This window comes from Paraburkholderia steynii (genome assembly GCF_900100565.1).
Lineage (GTDB): Bacteria > Pseudomonadota > Gammaproteobacteria > Burkholderiales > Burkholderiaceae > Paraburkholderia > Paraburkholderia terrae.
The window spans coordinates 244,258-261,656 of sequence record NZ_FNDI01000013.1; the positions used below are offsets into that span (position 1 = coordinate 244,258).

11 protein-coding genes are annotated in these 17,399 nt (G+C 64.2%); 9 read left to right on the forward strand and 2 right to left on the reverse strand.

The window, feature by feature from the left end; translation table 11 throughout:
- Positions 1-11: 11 nt before the first annotated feature.
- A complete protein-coding gene (locus BLT65_RS23845; RefSeq protein ID WP_042314928.1) occupies positions 12-932 on the reverse strand; it encodes a LysR family transcriptional regulator in 921 nt (306 codons plus the stop codon).
- Positions 933-1,166: 234 nt separating this feature from the next.
- Between BLT65_RS23845 and BLT65_RS23850 the strand changes: the two genes are divergently transcribed.
- The 4 genes from BLT65_RS23850 to BLT65_RS23865 all read left to right on the forward strand — a co-directional run bounded on the left by BLT65_RS23850 (position 1,167) and on the right by BLT65_RS23865 (position 6,060).
- Positions 1,167-3,350, forward strand: a complete 2,184-nt coding sequence (locus tag BLT65_RS23850; RefSeq protein ID WP_091781659.1) for an FUSC family protein — start codon at positions 1,167-1,169, stop codon at positions 3,348-3,350.
- On the forward strand, positions 3,347-4,837 hold the full coding sequence (locus tag BLT65_RS23855) for an efflux transporter outer membrane subunit (RefSeq protein ID WP_091781772.1): 1,491 nt from the start codon (positions 3,347-3,349) through the stop codon (positions 4,835-4,837). Before BLT65_RS23850 ends, BLT65_RS23855 begins: the two co-directional genes overlap by 4 nt.
- A complete protein-coding gene (locus BLT65_RS23860; protein ID WP_007579001.1) occupies positions 4,827-5,027 on the forward strand; it encodes a DUF1656 domain-containing protein in 201 nt (66 codons plus the stop codon). Before BLT65_RS23855 ends, BLT65_RS23860 begins: the two co-directional genes overlap by 11 nt.
- Positions 5,028-5,088: 61 nt before the next feature.
- On the forward strand, positions 5,089-6,060 hold the full coding sequence (locus BLT65_RS23865; protein ID WP_091781661.1) for an HlyD family secretion protein: 972 nt from the start codon (positions 5,089-5,091) through the stop codon (positions 6,058-6,060).
- A gap of 14 nt (positions 6,061-6,074) precedes the next feature.
- Here the strand turns inward: BLT65_RS23865 and BLT65_RS23870 are convergent, their stop codons facing one another.
- On the reverse strand, positions 6,075-6,989 hold the full coding sequence (locus BLT65_RS23870) for an AraC family transcriptional regulator (protein WP_091781663.1): 915 nt from the start codon (positions 6,987-6,989) through the stop codon (positions 6,075-6,077).
- A gap of 495 nt (positions 6,990-7,484) precedes the next feature.
- Here BLT65_RS23870 and BLT65_RS23875 point away from each other — a divergent pair, with 495 nt between their 5' ends.
- The 5 genes from BLT65_RS23875 (at position 7,485) to BLT65_RS23895 (ending at position 17,394) form a co-directional block, all read left to right on the forward strand.
- Positions 7,485-10,415, forward strand: coding sequence for an ATP-binding protein (locus BLT65_RS23875; protein ID WP_091781666.1), 2,931 nt, complete (start codon positions 7,485-7,487; stop codon positions 10,413-10,415).
- 239 nt (positions 10,416-10,654) lie between these two features.
- Positions 10,655-11,497, forward strand: coding sequence for an alpha/beta fold hydrolase (locus BLT65_RS23880; protein WP_042314932.1), 843 nt, complete (start codon positions 10,655-10,657; stop codon positions 11,495-11,497).
- A 259-nt stretch (positions 11,498-11,756) separates the two neighbouring features.
- Positions 11,757-14,534 carry an ATP-binding protein gene (locus tag BLT65_RS23885; RefSeq protein WP_091781669.1) on the forward strand — a complete coding sequence of 926 codons (2,778 nt, stop codon included), beginning with the start codon at positions 11,757-11,759 and terminating at the stop codon, positions 14,532-14,534.
- Between the two features lie 242 nt (positions 14,535-14,776).
- Positions 14,777-15,412 (forward strand): hydrolase, encoded by a 636-nt coding sequence (locus tag BLT65_RS23890; RefSeq protein WP_091781672.1) that lies wholly within the window; start codon positions 14,777-14,779, stop codon positions 15,410-15,412.
- 101 nt (positions 15,413-15,513) lie between these two features.
- The gene (locus BLT65_RS23895) at positions 15,514-17,394 is read left to right on the forward strand and encodes an amidohydrolase (protein WP_091781675.1); all 1,881 of its coding nucleotides are present in this window, start codon (positions 15,514-15,516) and stop codon (positions 17,392-17,394) included.
- Positions 17,395-17,399: the final 5 nt, after the last annotated feature.

The window sequence follows — 17,399 nt, forward strand, 5'->3', positions numbered from 1 at the left end:
CGAGCGGCGCGTCAACTCATCGCTACGAGCCGTTGCGCGACGTCGTCGATCAGGTCCGGCCGGTCGAGTTGATCGACCCACCAGCGCAGCGCCTTGCCCGCTTCGTCGTCTCGCCACGCGAGATAGAAATGCGTGACCGAGCGCATCCCCGACACTTCCTTGCGCACCAGTTGCCCGCGGCTCAACGGCCCCGCGGCAATACATTCGGGCACCGTGCCGACGCCAAGGCCGCGAATCTGCGCGGCAAGCTTGGTTTCGAGCGTCGGCACCGTCAGCACTTCCTGATTGGCGGCGAGCGCGATGGTGCGCGGCATGAGCTTGCGTGACGTGTCGCTGATCGCGACAGCGCGGTGACGCGCGACGGCATCCATCGTCAACGGCTCGGCAGCCGACGCTAGCGGATGACCGGGCGCGATCACGAACGCGTGCTGCAACGAGCCAATCGGCTTCGCAACGAGGTTCGCGATGGGCGGCGGCTCGCCTGCCGCGCCGACGACGAGGTCCGCGCGCCGCGTGATCAGCGCGTCCCATGTGCCGCCGAGCGTCTCTTTCGACAGCAGCAGCCGGGTGCCGAGATTGAGCTTGTAGAAGTCGGTGACGTGAGGCCAGATCAGGTCGAACGGAATGATTTCGTCGATGGCGACGCGCAGTTCCGATTCCCAGCCATGCTCGATCCGCTTTGCTTTCTGTTCGAGTTCGCGCGCGGCTTCGAGCAGACGCCGGCCTTCTTCGACGATCACGCGGCCCGCATGCGTGAGCTTCGCGCGGCGGCCCGTGCGCTCGAACAGCTTCACGCCGAGATCGACTTCCAGCTTCTGAACCAGATACGTCAACGACGACGGCACCTTGTGCAGTTCTTCCGCTGCGGCTGCGAACGTGCCGGTGCGATCGATTGCATCGAGCGCTTGCAGGACTTCAAAAGAGAGATTCATGAATGGCGTCGCGAGGAATGTGTGAATGCGTTGTCGCTCATAGCATGAAGGCGGCGTCGCATTCGCGCAATACGTGAATCCGAATGTTGGTCCAATGCAAGCATGAACGTGCGATTCGACAATCGACACGACCCCGTTTCCCGCAAACTCAAAGCCTTCACCGTACGCGTATTGCGCGCCTTTTTGCGAAGCGCCGCCGATACCGTACCGACCCGGCAAGACACGGACACCCCTATGAATTTCGATGCAGACATCGCGGCATGGCCGCGATGGCGTGACGAACTCAGGCAATACTGGAGCGACGATTATCCGCGCTTCAGGCATGTCGCCAAGGTCGCGATTGCCGCGACGCTCGCGATGGGCTTGTGCATGCGTCTCGAACTGCGCGGGCCCGGGACAGCGATGGTGTCGTGCGTCGTCGTGATGATGTTCCAGCAAAGCGGCATGGTGATCGCGCGCGGTTTCTATCGCGGTCTCGGCATGGTGTGCGGCAGCGTTGCGGGGCTCGTGCTGGTGTCGCTGTTCTCGCAGGCGTCGTGGCTCTTTCTGTTCGTACTGGCTGCGTGGATCGGGCTGTGCGTGTTCGGCTCGTCGTACTTCCGCAACTTCCAGTCATACGGTTTTCTGCTGACGGGCTACGCGACCGCGATCACGTCGCTGCCCACGTTGTCGAATCCTTATGGCGTGTTCGACAATCTGGTCTATACGATCAGCGAGGTGGTGATCGGCGTGGCGTGCGCGAGCCTCGTCAGCGCGCTGATTCTGCCGCGCCGCGTGGCGCCCGATCTGTACGCGGCGAGCAGGAACAATCTCGGTCATCTGTTCGCGGCCATTCATACGCTGCTCGGCGCTGAGTTGCCGAAGGACGGCTTCGGCACGATGCTCGATCTGCTGCGAGAGCGCGCGAACGTGCAAAGCCTGCGCGTCGGCGCGGTGTTCGAAGACCCGTCGATCCGCCTGCAGAATCATGCGTTCATCAAGCTCGATACGAGCTTTGTCGATACGCTCGCATCGGCGCACGCGCTGCACCAGGCGATCGCGCAGGCGTCCGTTGAAGCCAACTCGCGCACGATGCGCGCGGCCAATGAATTGATCGGCTCGCTTCTCGCTATCGTGCCGACGGGCATTGCGCCGGGTGCGTCGCCGGAGTTGCAGGTCGATGCACTCTCCGCCCCGCTTGCCGGGTTCGAGCGTTCGCTGAAAGTACGCGTCGACGCCGCGCTAAAAGAACTGGAAGACGAACCCGACTGCCAGCGCGTCTTCATCGAAATGACGGGCGCGGCGCTGCACGGCTTCGTCGGTAATCTGCGCGAACTGTGCCGCAGTTTCGTGGAAGCGCGCCGCGCCGATCAGCGGCCCTGGCGGCAATCGGTGCTGCATCTGATCACACATATCGACAGCACGCGCGCCACGTCCAATCGCGCGGCAGCCATCCTGAACGGCATGCGCGCGGCGGCGGCAGTGCTGTCGGTGGGCGCGATGTGGCTGGCGTCAGGCTGGGTCGGCGGATCGAGCGCGCTGGTTTCCGTTGCGATCGTCAGCGCGCTGTTCACGCTCGCGCCCGATCCCGTTGTTGCGAGCTGGCAGATGTTTTGCGGCTGCGTTGCGGGTGCGATCGTGGGCTTCTTCATCGCGTTCTTTGTGTTTCCGCTGTTCGACAGCTTTCCGTTGCTCGCGGCGTGCATGGCGTTCCCGATCGTTGTGAGCAGCTATCTGAATACGTTTCCGAAAACCGCAACGTTAGGTCTCGGCTTCGGCGTGTTCTTCTGCTACACGATCAACATCGCGAATCCTGTTACGTACCATCCCGCCGAGTTTCTCGATACGGCCTTCGGTCTGTCGCTCGGCATCGCCGCAGCCGCCGTCGCGTTCTCGACCATCGTACCGCTGGCGGGCGACTGGATTTCGCGGCAGTACCTGAAGCAGATCCGATCGCTCGTCACGAAGTCCGCGCGCGACGATGACCTCGAAGCGTTGTCGCATCGTTTCGAGTCGGGCATGCGCGGCTTCATCATGCGGATCGCGTCGGCGCCTGCCGGGGAGCGCGTGGACCAGACGCGTCTCGTCGCGTCGGCGTTCGCGGCGCTGGAAGTCGGACGCGCGATGATCGTGATACGCCAGGACACGGCGCATGTGGCCGCACGTTTGCCGAACGACTGGCGCGCGCTTGAACACGAGTGGCTCGACGCAATGGCCGATGTGTTCTCAGCCGCGACCCCAGAGGCGCGAGACCGCGCGATGCGCGCGACACAGCAGGCAAAACGCGCGCTGCCGCATGTCGATCTCGACGACACGACAGCCGATGCGCTGATCGCGAAGCGGATGCGCCGGCTCATGCATTTCACGGAGCTGATGTTGAAGGACGACATGCTGCCGTTGTGGCAGACGTCGGCGGCTGCGAACGGAGCATCGGCATGAAGCAGCGCGTCTCCTTCCTGAACACTGCATGCCGCGCGCTCTCGACGGCGGCGCTGTGTGTGCTGCTTTGCTCGTGCATCAATAGCGGCGGAATTCGTCCGCACGAAACGGAGTTGACCCCGGCCTCGCTCGATCCCGGCAACGCAATCCGCACGACACGCCAGGACGCCGCCTGGCCCACCGACGACTGGTGGAGTCAATGGAACGATCCGCAGCTCGATATGCTCGTCAAGGACGCGACGGCGGGCAATCCGGGCCTGAAGGAAGCGCAGGCGCGCATCGACAACGCCCGATTCCAGGCACAGGTCGCAGGCGCTGCCGAACTGCCGCAGGTCGGCGCGTCGGGCGACTTCGAGCGCCAGCGTTTCGCGCGTTATACGACGCCCGCGCCGCCGGGCGGCACGACCGTCTGGAACAACAGCGTAACGGCGGGTCTTTCGTACGACCTGGACCTGTGGGGTAAGAACCGCGCGATCCGCGAAGGCGCGCTCGATGCCGTGCAGGCCTCCGTAGCCGACGACCGCTTTGCCGTAGTCGAACTGCAGACGGCCGTCGTGCGCGCCTATGTGCAACTCGCGCTGCAATACGCGTTGCTCGACGCTGACCAGGCCGTGCAGCAAGAGGAACAGCACACGCTCGATATCGCGAAGGCCCGCTTCGAAGCGGGCATCGGCAGCCGTCTCGACGTGTCGCAGGCGACGACGCAAGCGGCCATGAGCGTGACGAAGGTTCAGGAAACGCAGCAGCAACTCGCGTTGAGCCGCATCGATATCGCCGCGCTGGCGGGCAAGGGCGCCGGTTACGGCGATACGCTGAAACGCCCGGCGCTCGCGCTGAATGTGCCGATCGCGTTGCCCGCGTCGCTGCCCGTCGATCTGATCGGCCATCGGCCTGACATCGTCGCGCAGCGCTGGCGCGTACACGCCACCGAAAAGGGCATGGAGGCCGCGCATGCTGCTTTCTATCCGAACATCAATTTACTTGCTACAGCGTCGCTGGGATCGGCGGCGACCTTCGGCGGGTTCTTCAACCTGTTGAGCAGCAACGGCGCGGGCCATAGCCTCGGCGCGGCCATTTCGCTGCCGATCTTCGATGGCGGCCGGCTGCGCGGCGAGTACGGCGTGGCCGTGTCGGACCGCGACGCCGCCGTCGATGCGTACAACGCGGCCATCGTCGATGCAATGCGCGGCGTCGCGGCGCAAGTCACGTCGCTGCACGCGCTGGATGAACAACAGACGTCGACGCAAAGCACGCTCGATGCGGCGCGCGACGCCTACCGGCTCGCGGAGTCGGGCTATCGCAACGGCATCACGGAGTTTCTGAACGTGCTCGCGGCGCAGAACGCGCTGCAGGAGCAGGACGAGCGCCTCGCCGACGTCGAGGCCAAACGGCTCGACGCTTGGGCGCTGCTGATGAAAGAACTGGGCGGCGGTTTCGCCGCGACGGCAGCCGACCACGCTGCCATGGAGCCTGACAATGCCCGCTGAGATTGAATTCTGTTCGTTCCTCGTGCCGTATCTGCTGCCTGTGCTGATCGGTTGCGTCGTCGTATTCGTGATGCTCGATCTGCTGTTTGCGCGGCTTGGCGTCTATCGGTATGCATGGCATCCGGGGCTGTTCCGGGTGGCGCTGTTCGCCGCGATGTTCAGCGGCGTCTCGCTGCTGGTGCGTGGATGACGCGGCTATGAACCATGATGAACCACGCGCCTTGTCGACCTGAAACCGCTTGCATATAAAAATGACGATCAAACCGCAATCCTTCCTGCGCGCGCTCTTCACGGTGACGATCCTGCTGATCGCGCTGGTGCTGGTGCGCCTGCTGTGGGTCAACTACATGTACTCGCCATGGACGCGCGACGGCCGCGTGCGCGCCGATGTGATCGACGTGGCGACCGACGTGTCGGGGCTCGTCAGCGAAGTGCGCGTGAAGGACAACCAGTTCGTGCATCGCGGCGACGTGCTGTTCGTGCTCGACCCGTATCGCTTCAACTATGCCGTCGCGCAGGCGGATGCCGACATCGCGCGGGCCCAGGCGGAGATGGCGCGTGCCAAGGCGCAGATGTCGGAAGGCGCGTCACGCGACCAGATGAAGCGCGAGCAGGCGGCGCGCCGCGCGAACCTCGCGGGCGACGTGATCTCCGACGAAACCCGCGAAGATGCCGCGTCGGCTGCGAACCAGTCGGATGCCGCTTACCGTGCCGACATCGCTGCCTATAGCGCTGCCGAGGCGCTATATAAAGCCGCCGTCGTCGAGCAGCAGACGGCGCAACTCAATTTGACGCGCAGTGTGGTGAGAGCGCCCGCCGACGGCTATATCACCAACCTGAACCTGTGGCCGGGCGACTACGCGACGGCGGGCTCGGCGCGCATGGCGCTGATCGACGCGCACTCGTTCTGGGTCTACGGCTATTTCGAGGAAACCAAGATTCCGCGCGTGCATGTCGGCGACCGCGCCGTGGTGCGTCTGCTGTCGGGCGGCGTCGACATTCAGGGGCATGTGGACAGCCTGTCGAGCGGCATCGCCGACCGCGACAATCCGACCAGCGGCAACGACTTGCTGGCCAATGTGAACCCGATCTTCACATGGGTGCGGCTTGCGCAGCGAGTGCCCGTGCGCGTGCATCTCGATAGCGTACCCGCAGGAATGCACCTCGCGGCTGGCATGACATGTACCGTCACGTTGCTGCCCGGCAAGCGGGTGCCGTCCTGAGGAGGGGCGACGAACTAACGCCCGGCCGCGCGCCGCCATGCACCCGGCGACGTGCCCGTCGCCTTCAGGAACAGGCGGTTCAGGTGACTCTGGTCCGCGAAGCCGCAAAAGCTCGCGATTTCCGTCAGCGTCAAGTTGGTGGCTTCAATCAGTTGCCGCGCTTCGCCGATACGTTGTTCAAGCAGCCATTGATGCGGGGTACGCCCCGTGGCGCGGGAAAATGCCCGGATGAAATAGCCGCGCGACAGGTTGCATTCGCTGGCGACATCGGCGATGGACGCGCCTTGCCGCGACCGCTCGATCAGCAACTCTTTGGCACGCGCTTCATGCGCGTGAGACAGCGCGCCTTTCGCACGCGGCCGGCGATCGCGCAGATTGCCGTAGCGTTGCGCGAGGTGCGTGCCGACGATCACGCCCATCTGCTCGGCAAAGAGCGAATCGATGGCGCCGTAGTGGGCGAGATTGCTGTCCAGCGCACGCGCGAGATGACCGAGCACAGGGTCTTTCTGTTCGACCGCGCAGGTCAACCCGTCGATGCCGGGGCCGCCGAGTTCGTCGCTGAGTCGTGTGAAGAATGCGCGCGATAATTCGACCAGCACGAAGTCGAAATTCCCATATAGATCAGCGCGATAATCTTCTGAGAAATCGCGGATATAAATCGAATCCGCTTCAAACCGTTTGGCGATGAGTCGCTCGCCGTTAAAAATATTCCGCCGATGCCCGCTGTTCAGCGATATGCCGACCAGAAAACCCCGGTCGCATGCCGGCATGGCGACGCGATCCAGATGCGCTTCATCCATGCACTTGCGATAGAAGCGGATGTCGCCAATATCTAATTCAATGTCCTTGCGTAATTTGCTCGACACGCATCCGAGCGCGTCCTTCGGCTTGGGCGGCGCGGCCGCTGCGGGATGTGCGTAAGACGACATGAGCCACGTCCTCAATTCATGCATTGCGGGCGAAACATAATCCGGGCAGTTTACACGGAAGCGACTGACGATAAATATTCAAAAAATGGCTGGCTGCCTTTATGTTTTATCGCAGGTTGATTCATTTGATTCAGGAGGGGCGGTATTCTGGCGGAATTTTCCGCCGTTCGGGCCTTGACTTGCTGCCTATGCACCAGGATGTGATGTGATCCTCATAACGGTAAAAAAGACCGCACAAATTCATATCAGGTCACTATTATTCAAGACGCGCCGTTACAGCCTGTTTACAATTCGGACGCGTATCCTCTTTAAGCTAGTCCTTTGCGTGATCGACAAAGCCCAATCTTTGAGCAACGTCGCGGTGCGATGCGCGAGCCGATAACCACGCGATAACCACGCACACAGCGAAAACTTGACGCACCCGATCTTCGACCTTCAACCAGGCGTACCACATCGTTCAATCGAACTTGCGCACAGCGTTTCCTGGAGGCGGCCATGATTCAGATTGGCACATTGCTCGTCAACTTCGAACAGCGAGAGATTCGTCAGCACGGCCGCTCGGTGCGGATCGGCGCACGTGCCTTTGACATTCTCGAGGTGCTGTATCGCGCGGACGGCGGCATCGTGTCGAAGGACGCCATCATGGATGCCGTGTGGCCCGGCTCGATAGTCGAGGAGAACCGGCTGCAGGTGCATATCGCCGCGTTGCGCAAGCTGTTCGGCGCGGACCGTGAACTCATCAAGACCGTGCCGGGGCGAGGCTATCTGCTCGTGTCGGAGAACCGTCACGCGCGCGCGCCGGAACGGCAAGGTGGGCCGCTCGCGAATGGCGGCGGGCTGCCGGCCTGCGCCGCGACGCTGGTTGGGCGTCAGGGCGAAATCGCGCAGATCGTCGAACGGCTTGGCCATGCTTCCGTCGTCACGCTGGTCGGTGCGGGCGGCATCGGCAAGACGTGTCTCGCCGTCCATGTCGCGCGGGCCATGCGCGAACCCACGGGCGACCATTTCAACGAGCCGGTGTGCTTTGTCGAACTGGCCAAAGCCTCGACGCGCGACACCGTGCTCAAGGCGCTGGCGGGCGCATTGCGGATCGATGCATCCGATGAATACCTGACCCAGGAAAGCCTCGCCGACGTGATCGCCGCCGCGCCGTGCGTGCTCGTGCTAGACAACGCCGAGCACGTGATCGACGTGGTCGCGAGTCTCGTCGAAGCGCTGGCCGCGCGCAATCCGGCGCTACGCGTGCTCGTGACGAGCCGCGAGCCGCTGCATATCTGGGCCGAGTCCGTGTTTCGCGTCGAACCACTGGCGGTGCCCGCGAGCGGTGCATCCACGGATGCGATCCTCGCGCATTCGGCCGTCGAACTGTTCCTGAACCGCGCGAAGTCGGTTGCGCCCGAATGCGGTGCCGATGAAAACGCGATCCGGCTGGTCGGCGAAATCTGCCGGCGGCTGGAAGGTTTGCCGCTTGCCATTGAACTGGCCGCCGCGCGCGTGGCGACGCTCGGCGTCGAAGGCGTGGCCTCGCGTCTGGACGACCGCCTGAACCTGCTGACGGGCGGGCTGCGTTCCGCGCTGCCGCGTCATCAGACCTTGCGCGCGACCTTCGACTGGAGCTACGCGCTGCTCGATACGACGTCGCGTATGTTGTTCAGGCGGCTCGGTTTCTTCGCCGGAGCCTTCACGTTCGACGCCGTCTGCACGGTCGCGACTGAACCGGACATGCCGATCGCGTCCGTCATTTCGAGCTTGAGCGAACTGGCCGCCAAGTCGCTGTTGAGCGTCGAGTTCCGCGGCGCGATTGCGCAATACCGGCTGACGGAATCGACGCGCGCGTACGCGATGGAGAAGCTGCGCGACGAAGGCGAGCTGCAGCGCATCGCGACGCGTCACATGCACTCTCTGCAGGAGCGGATCGAGCACGGCAAGGTGCCGGTCGGCGGTGCCGCGCAGGGCCTCGCTGCCGCCGAGCCGCGCCTCGCGCTCGACGACGCGCGCGCCGCATTCGAATGGGCTTTCTCGCCGGGCGGCAATCCCGCGCTCGGCGTCGCGCTGGCGGGCTCGCTGGTGGGGACGCTGCTGCAAGGCCCGCTGCTGCACGAATGCTATGAACGTTCGGGCCGCGCGCTGGCCGCGCTCGATGCGCTGCCGCCCGATTCCGTCGATACGCTGTGTGAAATGCGCCTGTGTTCCGCGTATGCCTCGACGCTGCTGCACACGGGCGGCGCGGTGCGCGAGGCGGGCCCGTTGTGGAAGCGCGTGCTGGTGCTCGCGCGCCAGGCACGCGACGATGCGTTCGAGGCGCGCGCGCTGTGGGGCGCATGGAACTCGATGCTCGCATCGTCCGACATTCACGCGTCGTTCCGCTTCGCGACCCGCTTCCAGGCCTTTGCTGAACGCTGCGGCACGCCGTGGCAGCAGATTCTCGCGGCAGAGATGATCGCCGTGTCGCTGCATTGCTTCGGCGAGCATGAGCAGGCGCGCGTGCGGCTGGAGCGGGCGATCGCCGCGCTGACCGAACTCGGGCCGATCGCGCCCGGCAGCCTTGGCGTCGCCGTCGATCCGTTCACGTTCGGCAACGGCACGCTTGCGCGGATCGTATGGATGCAGGGGCATCCCGAGCGGGCGATGCAACTGGTCGAGCACGTCGTCAACTCGATCCGGCCTGACATGTTGGAGCCTTCGTTGAGTCACGTGCTTGCCGTCGCTGCCGTGCCATTGGCGCTGCAATGCGGCGAACTCGAAACGGCAGCGCGCTATCTTGCAGTGCTGCGATCGCAGGTCGCGTTGAACCGCTTCGAGATATGGCAGGCGTACGGCGAGTGTCATGCGGGACACCTCGACATTCTGCAGGGACACCCGCACGCCGGCCTGGCGAAGCTCGAACCCGCGCTGCAACGGTTGTTGTCGTGCGGCTTCCGGCGAGTGCTGACGCCCGTGATCGCCGTTTGCGCGGAAGCGATGGCGAGAACGGGGCGCATCGCCGAAGCGCGGCTGAAGCTCGACGAGGCGCTCGAGTTCTGCAACGCACATGGCGAGCATTTCTTCATCGCGGAACTGCAGCGCGTGATGGGCGTGACGGCGCTGGAGCAATCGCGCGTGATCCAGTCGAACGGGCGCGCGTCGATGGCCGACGAGTTCGAAACGGAAGCACGCCGCCATCTGCTCGACGCGATGCAGACGGCCAGAGAGCAGCATGCGCCGATGCTCGAACTGCGCGCCGTGCTGAACTTCGCGGATCATCTGCTCGAACGCGGCGAGACGGTGCGGGCGGCGTCGCTGCTGGCCGACGTGTCGAAGCGTGTCGACCTGCAATCGAGCGCGCCCGATATCAGGCGGCTTGCCGTGCTGCTGCATCTGACGCACGAGTCTCGTCCGTCGCTCGATGCCGACAGCGGCCAGCCAGCGATGGCCAACGGCCTTTGACGCACGATCATCCTTGTTCGAATCCACCTGAAAATTTATTAACCTCCGCAGACGCGTGCTCGCTATGCGACGCACGCCTGCTGAAGCATTCACTCCGTCAAGCGCGCAAGGTTCCGTTCAGGACGTTTAAGCCGCGCATAAGGACTTTGACTGCGCACCTCGCTAAGCTCCGTCTCTTCTGACACCAGACCCGCGCCGCGCCAGCGTGCGCGATGCGACGCAACGACGGAGAACAATGAATGAGCGCGCACAACCAGCGTGAGAACTTCGTGAAGGCGAAGGACGGCACGGACATCTTCTTCAAGGACTGGGGCACGGGCACGCCCGTCGTCTTTTCGCATGGCTGGCCGCTGTCCGCCGATGCGTGGGACCCGCAGATGCTGTTCCTCGTGAACCAGGGCTATCGCGTGATCGCGCACGACCGACGCGGACATGGCCGTTCAGGCCAGGCTTCGGGCGGCAACGACATGGACACCTACGCGGACGATCTCGCCGCCGTGCTCGATGCGCTCGACGTGACGAACGCGATGCTGGTCGGCCATTCGACGGGCGGCGGCGAAGTCGCGCATTACCTTGGCCGTCATGGCTCGAAGCGTGTCGCGAAGGCTGTGCTGATCGGCGCCGTGCCGCCGCTGATGCTGAAGACGGCCAACAATCCGGGCGGTCTGCCGATGTCCGTGTTCGACGGCATTCGCGCGGGCGTCGCCGCCAACCGCTCGCAGTTCTACCTCGATCTCGCGACGCCGTTCTACGGGTTCAACCGTCCCAACGCGCAGGTCTCGCAAGGGCTGATCGAGGACTTCTGGCGCCAGGGCATGGCAGGTTCGGTCAAAGGCCAGTACGAGTGCATCAGGCAGTTCTCCGAAGTCGACTATACGGATGACCTGAAGAAGATCGACGTGCCCACGCTCTTCCTGCACGGCGACGACGATCAGATCGTGCCCATCGACGCTTCGGCGAAGCTTGCGTCGAAGCTCGTGAAGAACGCGACGCTGAAGGTCTATGCAGGCGCGCCGCACGGCATGTGCAGCACGCATGTCGAGCAGGTGAATGCCGATCTGCTGTCGTTCCTGAAGCAGTAACCAGCCGGGCATTCGCGGGGCGCGCATCGGCGTGCTCATCGGCGTGCATGAAGTGAAGCATCGAGAACGCCGCCCGTCAGGCATGCCGGGCGGCTTTTGTTCGTTGTACACTGCTTTGCAGTCGGTCCCGTTTGTCGTTTCGTGCCGTCATGGCTGCAATCGTCACAGCTCATGTCGATATGGCGTCGTATAGTGTGAGCCTTTCAACGTTGCACAACGGGCGTTGTGAGCTCCACAGTCCTCAACATCACCTCTTCAGATGATGACGATCAAGATCGGTCAACTCGAGATTTCACTTGATCATCGCGAAGTGCGTCTCGATGGGCAGAGAGTCCCGATCGGCAGCCGCGCGTTCGACATTCTCGCGTTGCTGATCGCCGCCGACGGCGAACTCGTATCGAAAGACGAGATCATGCGCGTCGTCTGGCCGACCACGGTCGTCGAAAAGAACAATCTGCAGGTTCATATCTCCGCGCTGCGCCGTGCATTCGGCGACGAGCGCGAGCGTCTGCGCACGGTGCCCGGCCGTGGTTACCGTCTGGTCATGCATGACGACATCGACGCGTGCGACGGCGCCAGCGTGCCGTCCGCCACGCAAGAGGATGTATCGGTCGGCGCCGACGCCGCGCGACCTTCACGTCGGCCGCTGCCCGCGCGCGTGCCGGAGTTGATCGGCCGGCAGGATGCGCTCGACGGCGTGTCAGCCGCGTTGCGCGCCCATCAGGCCGTGACGCTGGTAGGCACGGGCGGCATCGGCAAGACGCGCCTTGCGGTCGAAGTCGCGCATGCGATCCAGCACGCGTTCACCGACGGCGTCGTGTTCGTGCCGCTCGCGGCCGTGAGCGATGCGCCGTCGGCGCTCGACGCACTCGCGTTCGCGATGGGCAGCCGGCTCTCCGCGAGCCGCACCGCGCTCGCGCAGATCGCCGCCGAATGGCGCGACCGTGAGGCGCTGGTGGTGCTCGACAACTGCGAGCAGGTGCTGGAGATCGTGGCCGCGATTGCGGAGTCCCTGACGGGCGCGGGCAGCCGCATGCGCGTACTGGCGACGAGCCGCGAAGCCTTGCGCGTGCGCGACGAAATCGTCTATCAGGTGCCGCCTCTGTCCGTGCCGACCCCGGACGATCCCGGCACCGATGTATTGCGCACGCCCGCCGTGCGTTTCTTTCTGGCCCGCGCGCAAGCCGATGGCGCGCACTTTGCGCTCGACGAAGCCAGCATTCGTCTGATGGGTGAAGTGTGCCGCCGGCTCGACGGCATTCCGCTCGCGCTCGAACTGGCCGCGTCGCGCGCGGCCTTGCTGGGCATTGGCCTGCTGGCCGAGCATCTCGACGACCGCTTCCGCATCCTCACGGGCGGCCGGCGCACGGCCTTGCCTCGCCATCAGACGCTCAAGGCGACGCTCGACTGGAGCTACCGTCTGTTGAGCCGCGACGAACAGAAGCTGTTGCGCTGGCTCGGCATGTTCGTCAACGGCTTCACGCTCGATGCCGCCTGCGCGATGGCGGAGCACGCCGGGCTCACGCGCATGGAAGCGCTCGATGCCGTGAGCGGTCTCGTCTCGCGCTCATTGCTGACGACGGACTTCGAAGGCTCGTCGTATCGCTACCGTCTGCTCGAATCGACGCGCGCCTACGCGCTCCAGCAACTCGACGACAACGGCGAGCGCGTGTCCGCAGCGGGTGCGCATGCTGTGCTGTTTCTTCAGATGCTCGAAACCGCCCAGAAGCGCTGGGCCGAGCGGCCCGTCGTCGAGTGGCTTGGCGAATTCACGCGCGAACTCGGCAACCTGCGCACCGCGCTCGACTGGACACTGGGCGAACGCGGCGATCACGCGACGGGCATTGCGCTCGCGGCTGTCACCGTGCCTTATCTATATGACCTGTCGCTGGTCGAAGAGTGTTGCAGCCGTGCGCGCGCCGCGCTGCGCATCGTTCCTTCTGAGGCGCGGGAAGACGGCAATGTCGACGTCGAAGCGCACTTGCGGCTCATGTCGGCGCTCGCCGCCGCGCTCGTCTATACGGAAGGCCCGCTGACAGAGACACACGAAGCCTGGACGCTCGTGCTGAACGAGGCGTTGCAGGCCGGTCACACCAACTACGTAACGCGGGCGCGCTGGGGCGTGTGGAACTGGCATCAATACAGTGGACGCGCACGCGATGCGCTGATGTTCGCGCGCCGCTTCGGCGATCTCGCGCGCAGCAGCGGCGACGCAACGCTGGTTGTGTTGTCGGGACGCGTTGAAGGGATCGCGCTGCACTATGCGGGCGATCAGCCGCGCGCATGCGAATTGCTCGAACGGATGATCGAAGCATACGAAGAAAAGCCGCTGAGCCGCTGGCACACGACAGGCTTTCGCATCGATCACGGCATCGTCGCGCGCGCGACGCTGGCGCGCGTGCGGTGGGTGCAAGGCGAGCGCGGCGGCGCGTACGATCTCGCCGCGCGCTGCTTCGATTCGGCCGCGCAATACGACCATGAAATCGTCATCTGCTATGTGCTCGTCGAGGCGCTCGTGCCGATTGCGCTGCTGAACGGCGATCAGGCGGCGGCGCGTCATGGCATCGACGTGCTGCATGAACTGTCGACGCGGTTCGGCTTCACGATCTGGAGCGCGTGCTGTGCGTGCTACGACGCATGGCTCGCGACACTCGAAAGCCCGGGAGTCGGTTCGATCGAACGGTTGACCACCTCGATCTCCGCGCTGCGCGCAACCGGCTATCTTGCGCAGCTTTCGCCTTTGCAGGGACAACTCGCGGTCGCGCTGATGAGGGCGTCGCGCGACAAGAAAGCGCTCATCACGATCGACGACGCGCTGCGCCACGCCGACGACAACGGCGAACGCTGGTACTACGCCGAGCTATGCAGGATCAAGGGCGACGTGCTGTGCAAGCTCGGCCGTCACGACGACGCGCAACGCTGGTTCGCGACATCCCTCGACTGGGAACAGCGCAACGGCGTCGAACGCGCCGTTGCACGCGAAGCATCGGCCGCATGCGCACCGCTGCGTGTTGTCTCCGTTCTATCCCGTGCTTAATAACGCCGCTTAATAACGTTTAAGGCGCGCATCAGGACTTTAAGTCCGCCCGTCACTAACCTTCTCGCAAGTCGAAATGCCCGCACGGCATTGTGAAACTCGCGCATAAGCCGCGCGGGAAGCCGTTCGCATCCGCATAGCCGATGCAACGTCGACTGGATTCATCCACTAACCGGACGCTAGCGCGGTTGCCTTCAGGCAACCGTGCGGGTCTCTCGCATGCCTGCGAAATGGAGCTACTCATGGCACATGAACTGTTGACGCCCGACACATGCGCGCTCGCGCTTATCGACCATCAGCCGCAGATGTTCTTCGGCACGCACTCGCACGAGCGCACAACCGTCCTGCACAACGTCCAGATCCTCGCGAAGGCCGCGAAGCTCTTCAACGTGCCGACCATCCTGACGACGATCGCCGCCGACTCGTTCAGCGGCCATCTGCTGCCTGAAGTGCAGGCGGTGTTTCCGGAGATCAAGCCGATCGACCGCACGTCGATGAACTCGTGGGAAGACAAGGGCTTCCGTGAAGCGATCAAGGCAACGGGCCGCAAGAAGATCGTGATCGCGGGCCTGTGGACGGAAGTGTGCGTGACGTTCCCGACCATCCAGATGCTGGCCGAAGGCTTCGAGATCTACGTGCCGACGGACGCATGCGGCGACATCACGGAAGAAGCGCATGAGCGCGCGGTGCAACGCATCGTCCAGGCGGGCGCCGTGCCGATGAACTCGCTGCAGTTCATGTGCGAGCTGCAACGCGACTGGGCGCGCGGCGAAACGTACGAAGGCTGCATGGACATCTTCAAGGCGCACAGCGCATACGGCATCGGCGTGCGCTACGCGAAGCAGATTCTCGGCGAGCACGCAAGCGAAGCGGGCTGATCGGGTTTCATTGCCTCAAGCATTTTTCTGTTTTGATTCACGTGCGGCGTCGCTGACGTCGCGCGTGAATTGCGCCTGACCACGATTCACGGAGAGCGACGATGACCGCACCCATTCAGCCCGCCCGCATTGCGGACCTGGTGATCTACAACGGCAAGATAGCGACGCAGGACGACAAGCGCTCGTTCGTGACGGCGCTAGCCGTCGCGAAAGGCGAGATCGTCGCGAGCGGCAATGATCACGACATGATGCAATGGGCGAACGATTCGACGCGCCGCATCGACCTGAAGGGCCGCACGGTCATTCCCGGCCTCAACGATTCGCACCTTCACGTGATTCGCGGCGGCCTCAATTTCAATCTCGAGTTGCGCTGGGATGGCGTGCCGTCGCTGCGCGACGCGCTCGAGATGTTGCGCGCGCAGGTTGCGCGCACGCCGGCGCCGCAATGGGTGCGCGTGGTCGGCGGATGGAACGAATTTCAGTTTGCGGAGAAGCGCGGCCCGACGCTCGAAGAGATCAACGCGATCGCGCCGGATACGCCCGTTTTTATCCTGCACCTTTACGACAGCGCGCTGCTGAACGCTGCGGCGTTGCGCGCCGTTGGCTACGACCGCGACACGCCGAACCCGCCGGGCGGCGAAATCCAGCGCGACCGCCGTGGCAATCCGACGGGCATGCTGATCGCGCGCCCGAATGCGGGCCTGCTGTACGCGACGCTCGCAAAAGGTCCGAAGCTGCCGCTCGACGATCAGATGAACTCGTCGCGCCAGTTCATGCGCGAGCTGAACCGTCTCGGCGTGACGAGCGCGATCGATGCGGGCGGCGGCTATCAGGCGTATCCCGACGACTACGCCGTCATCATGGAACTCGCGAAGCGCAATGAATTGACGGTGCGGATCGCGTACAACCTCTTCACGCAGAACGCGAAGAAGGAAATCGAAGACTTCGCGAAGTGGGTCAAGGTCACGAAGCCCGGCGACGGGGACGACTTCCTGAAGGTGAACGGCGCGGGCGAAATGCTGGTGTTCTCCGCCGCCGACTTCGAAGATTTCCTGGAACCGCGCCCCGATCTGCCGGACGCGATGGAAAGCGAACTCGAAGCCGTCGTGCGGCTGCTGGTGCAGAACCGCTGGCCGTTCCGGCTGCATGCGACTTACGACGAATCGATCGAACGCTTTCTCAACGTGTTCGAGCGCGTCAATCAGGACACGCCGTTCGACGGGCTGCGCTGGTTCTTCGACCACTGCGAGACGATTTCACAGCGCAATATCGAGCGTATTGCGGCGCTTGGCGGCGGTATCGCGGTTCAGCATCGGATGGCGTATCAGGGCGAGTACTTCATTGCGCGTTATGGCGCGGAAGCCGCTGCGCGCACGCCGCCTGTGCGGCAGATGCTGGCTGCGGGGCTGCCTGTTGGCGCGGGCACGGACGCGACGCGCGTCGCGAGTTTCAATCCGTTCGTGTCGCTGTTCTGGCTGGTGTCGGGACGCACGGTGGGCGGCACGCCGATGTACGCGGCGCAAGACCGGCTCGACCGCATGGAAGCGCTGCGCCGCTATACGGTCGGCAGCGCGTGGTTCTCGAATGACGAGACGCGCAAGGGCGCTTTGATTCCGGGCCAGCTCGCGGATTTCGCGGTGCTGTCCGACGACTACTTCACCGTCGATGAAGACGCGATCAAGCATCTGACCTCGGTGTTGACGGTCGTCAACGGCCGCGTCGTCTATGCCGCCGACGAGTTCGAAACCTTCGCTCCGCCTGCGCTGCCCGTTAGCCCGACGTGGTCGCCCGTCGCGGAGTATGGCGGCTACGCGCGCTACCGTCCCGCCGCTGCGCCGCTGCAGCAATCGTGCAACGACGCGTGTGTGAACCTGTGCGGTGTGCATCGTCATGCGCATGGATGGGCCTGGCGCAGCAACGTGCCTGCGGGCGACGCGAACTCGTTCTGGGGCGCGCTCGGTTGCAGCTGCTTTGCGTTCTGATGTGC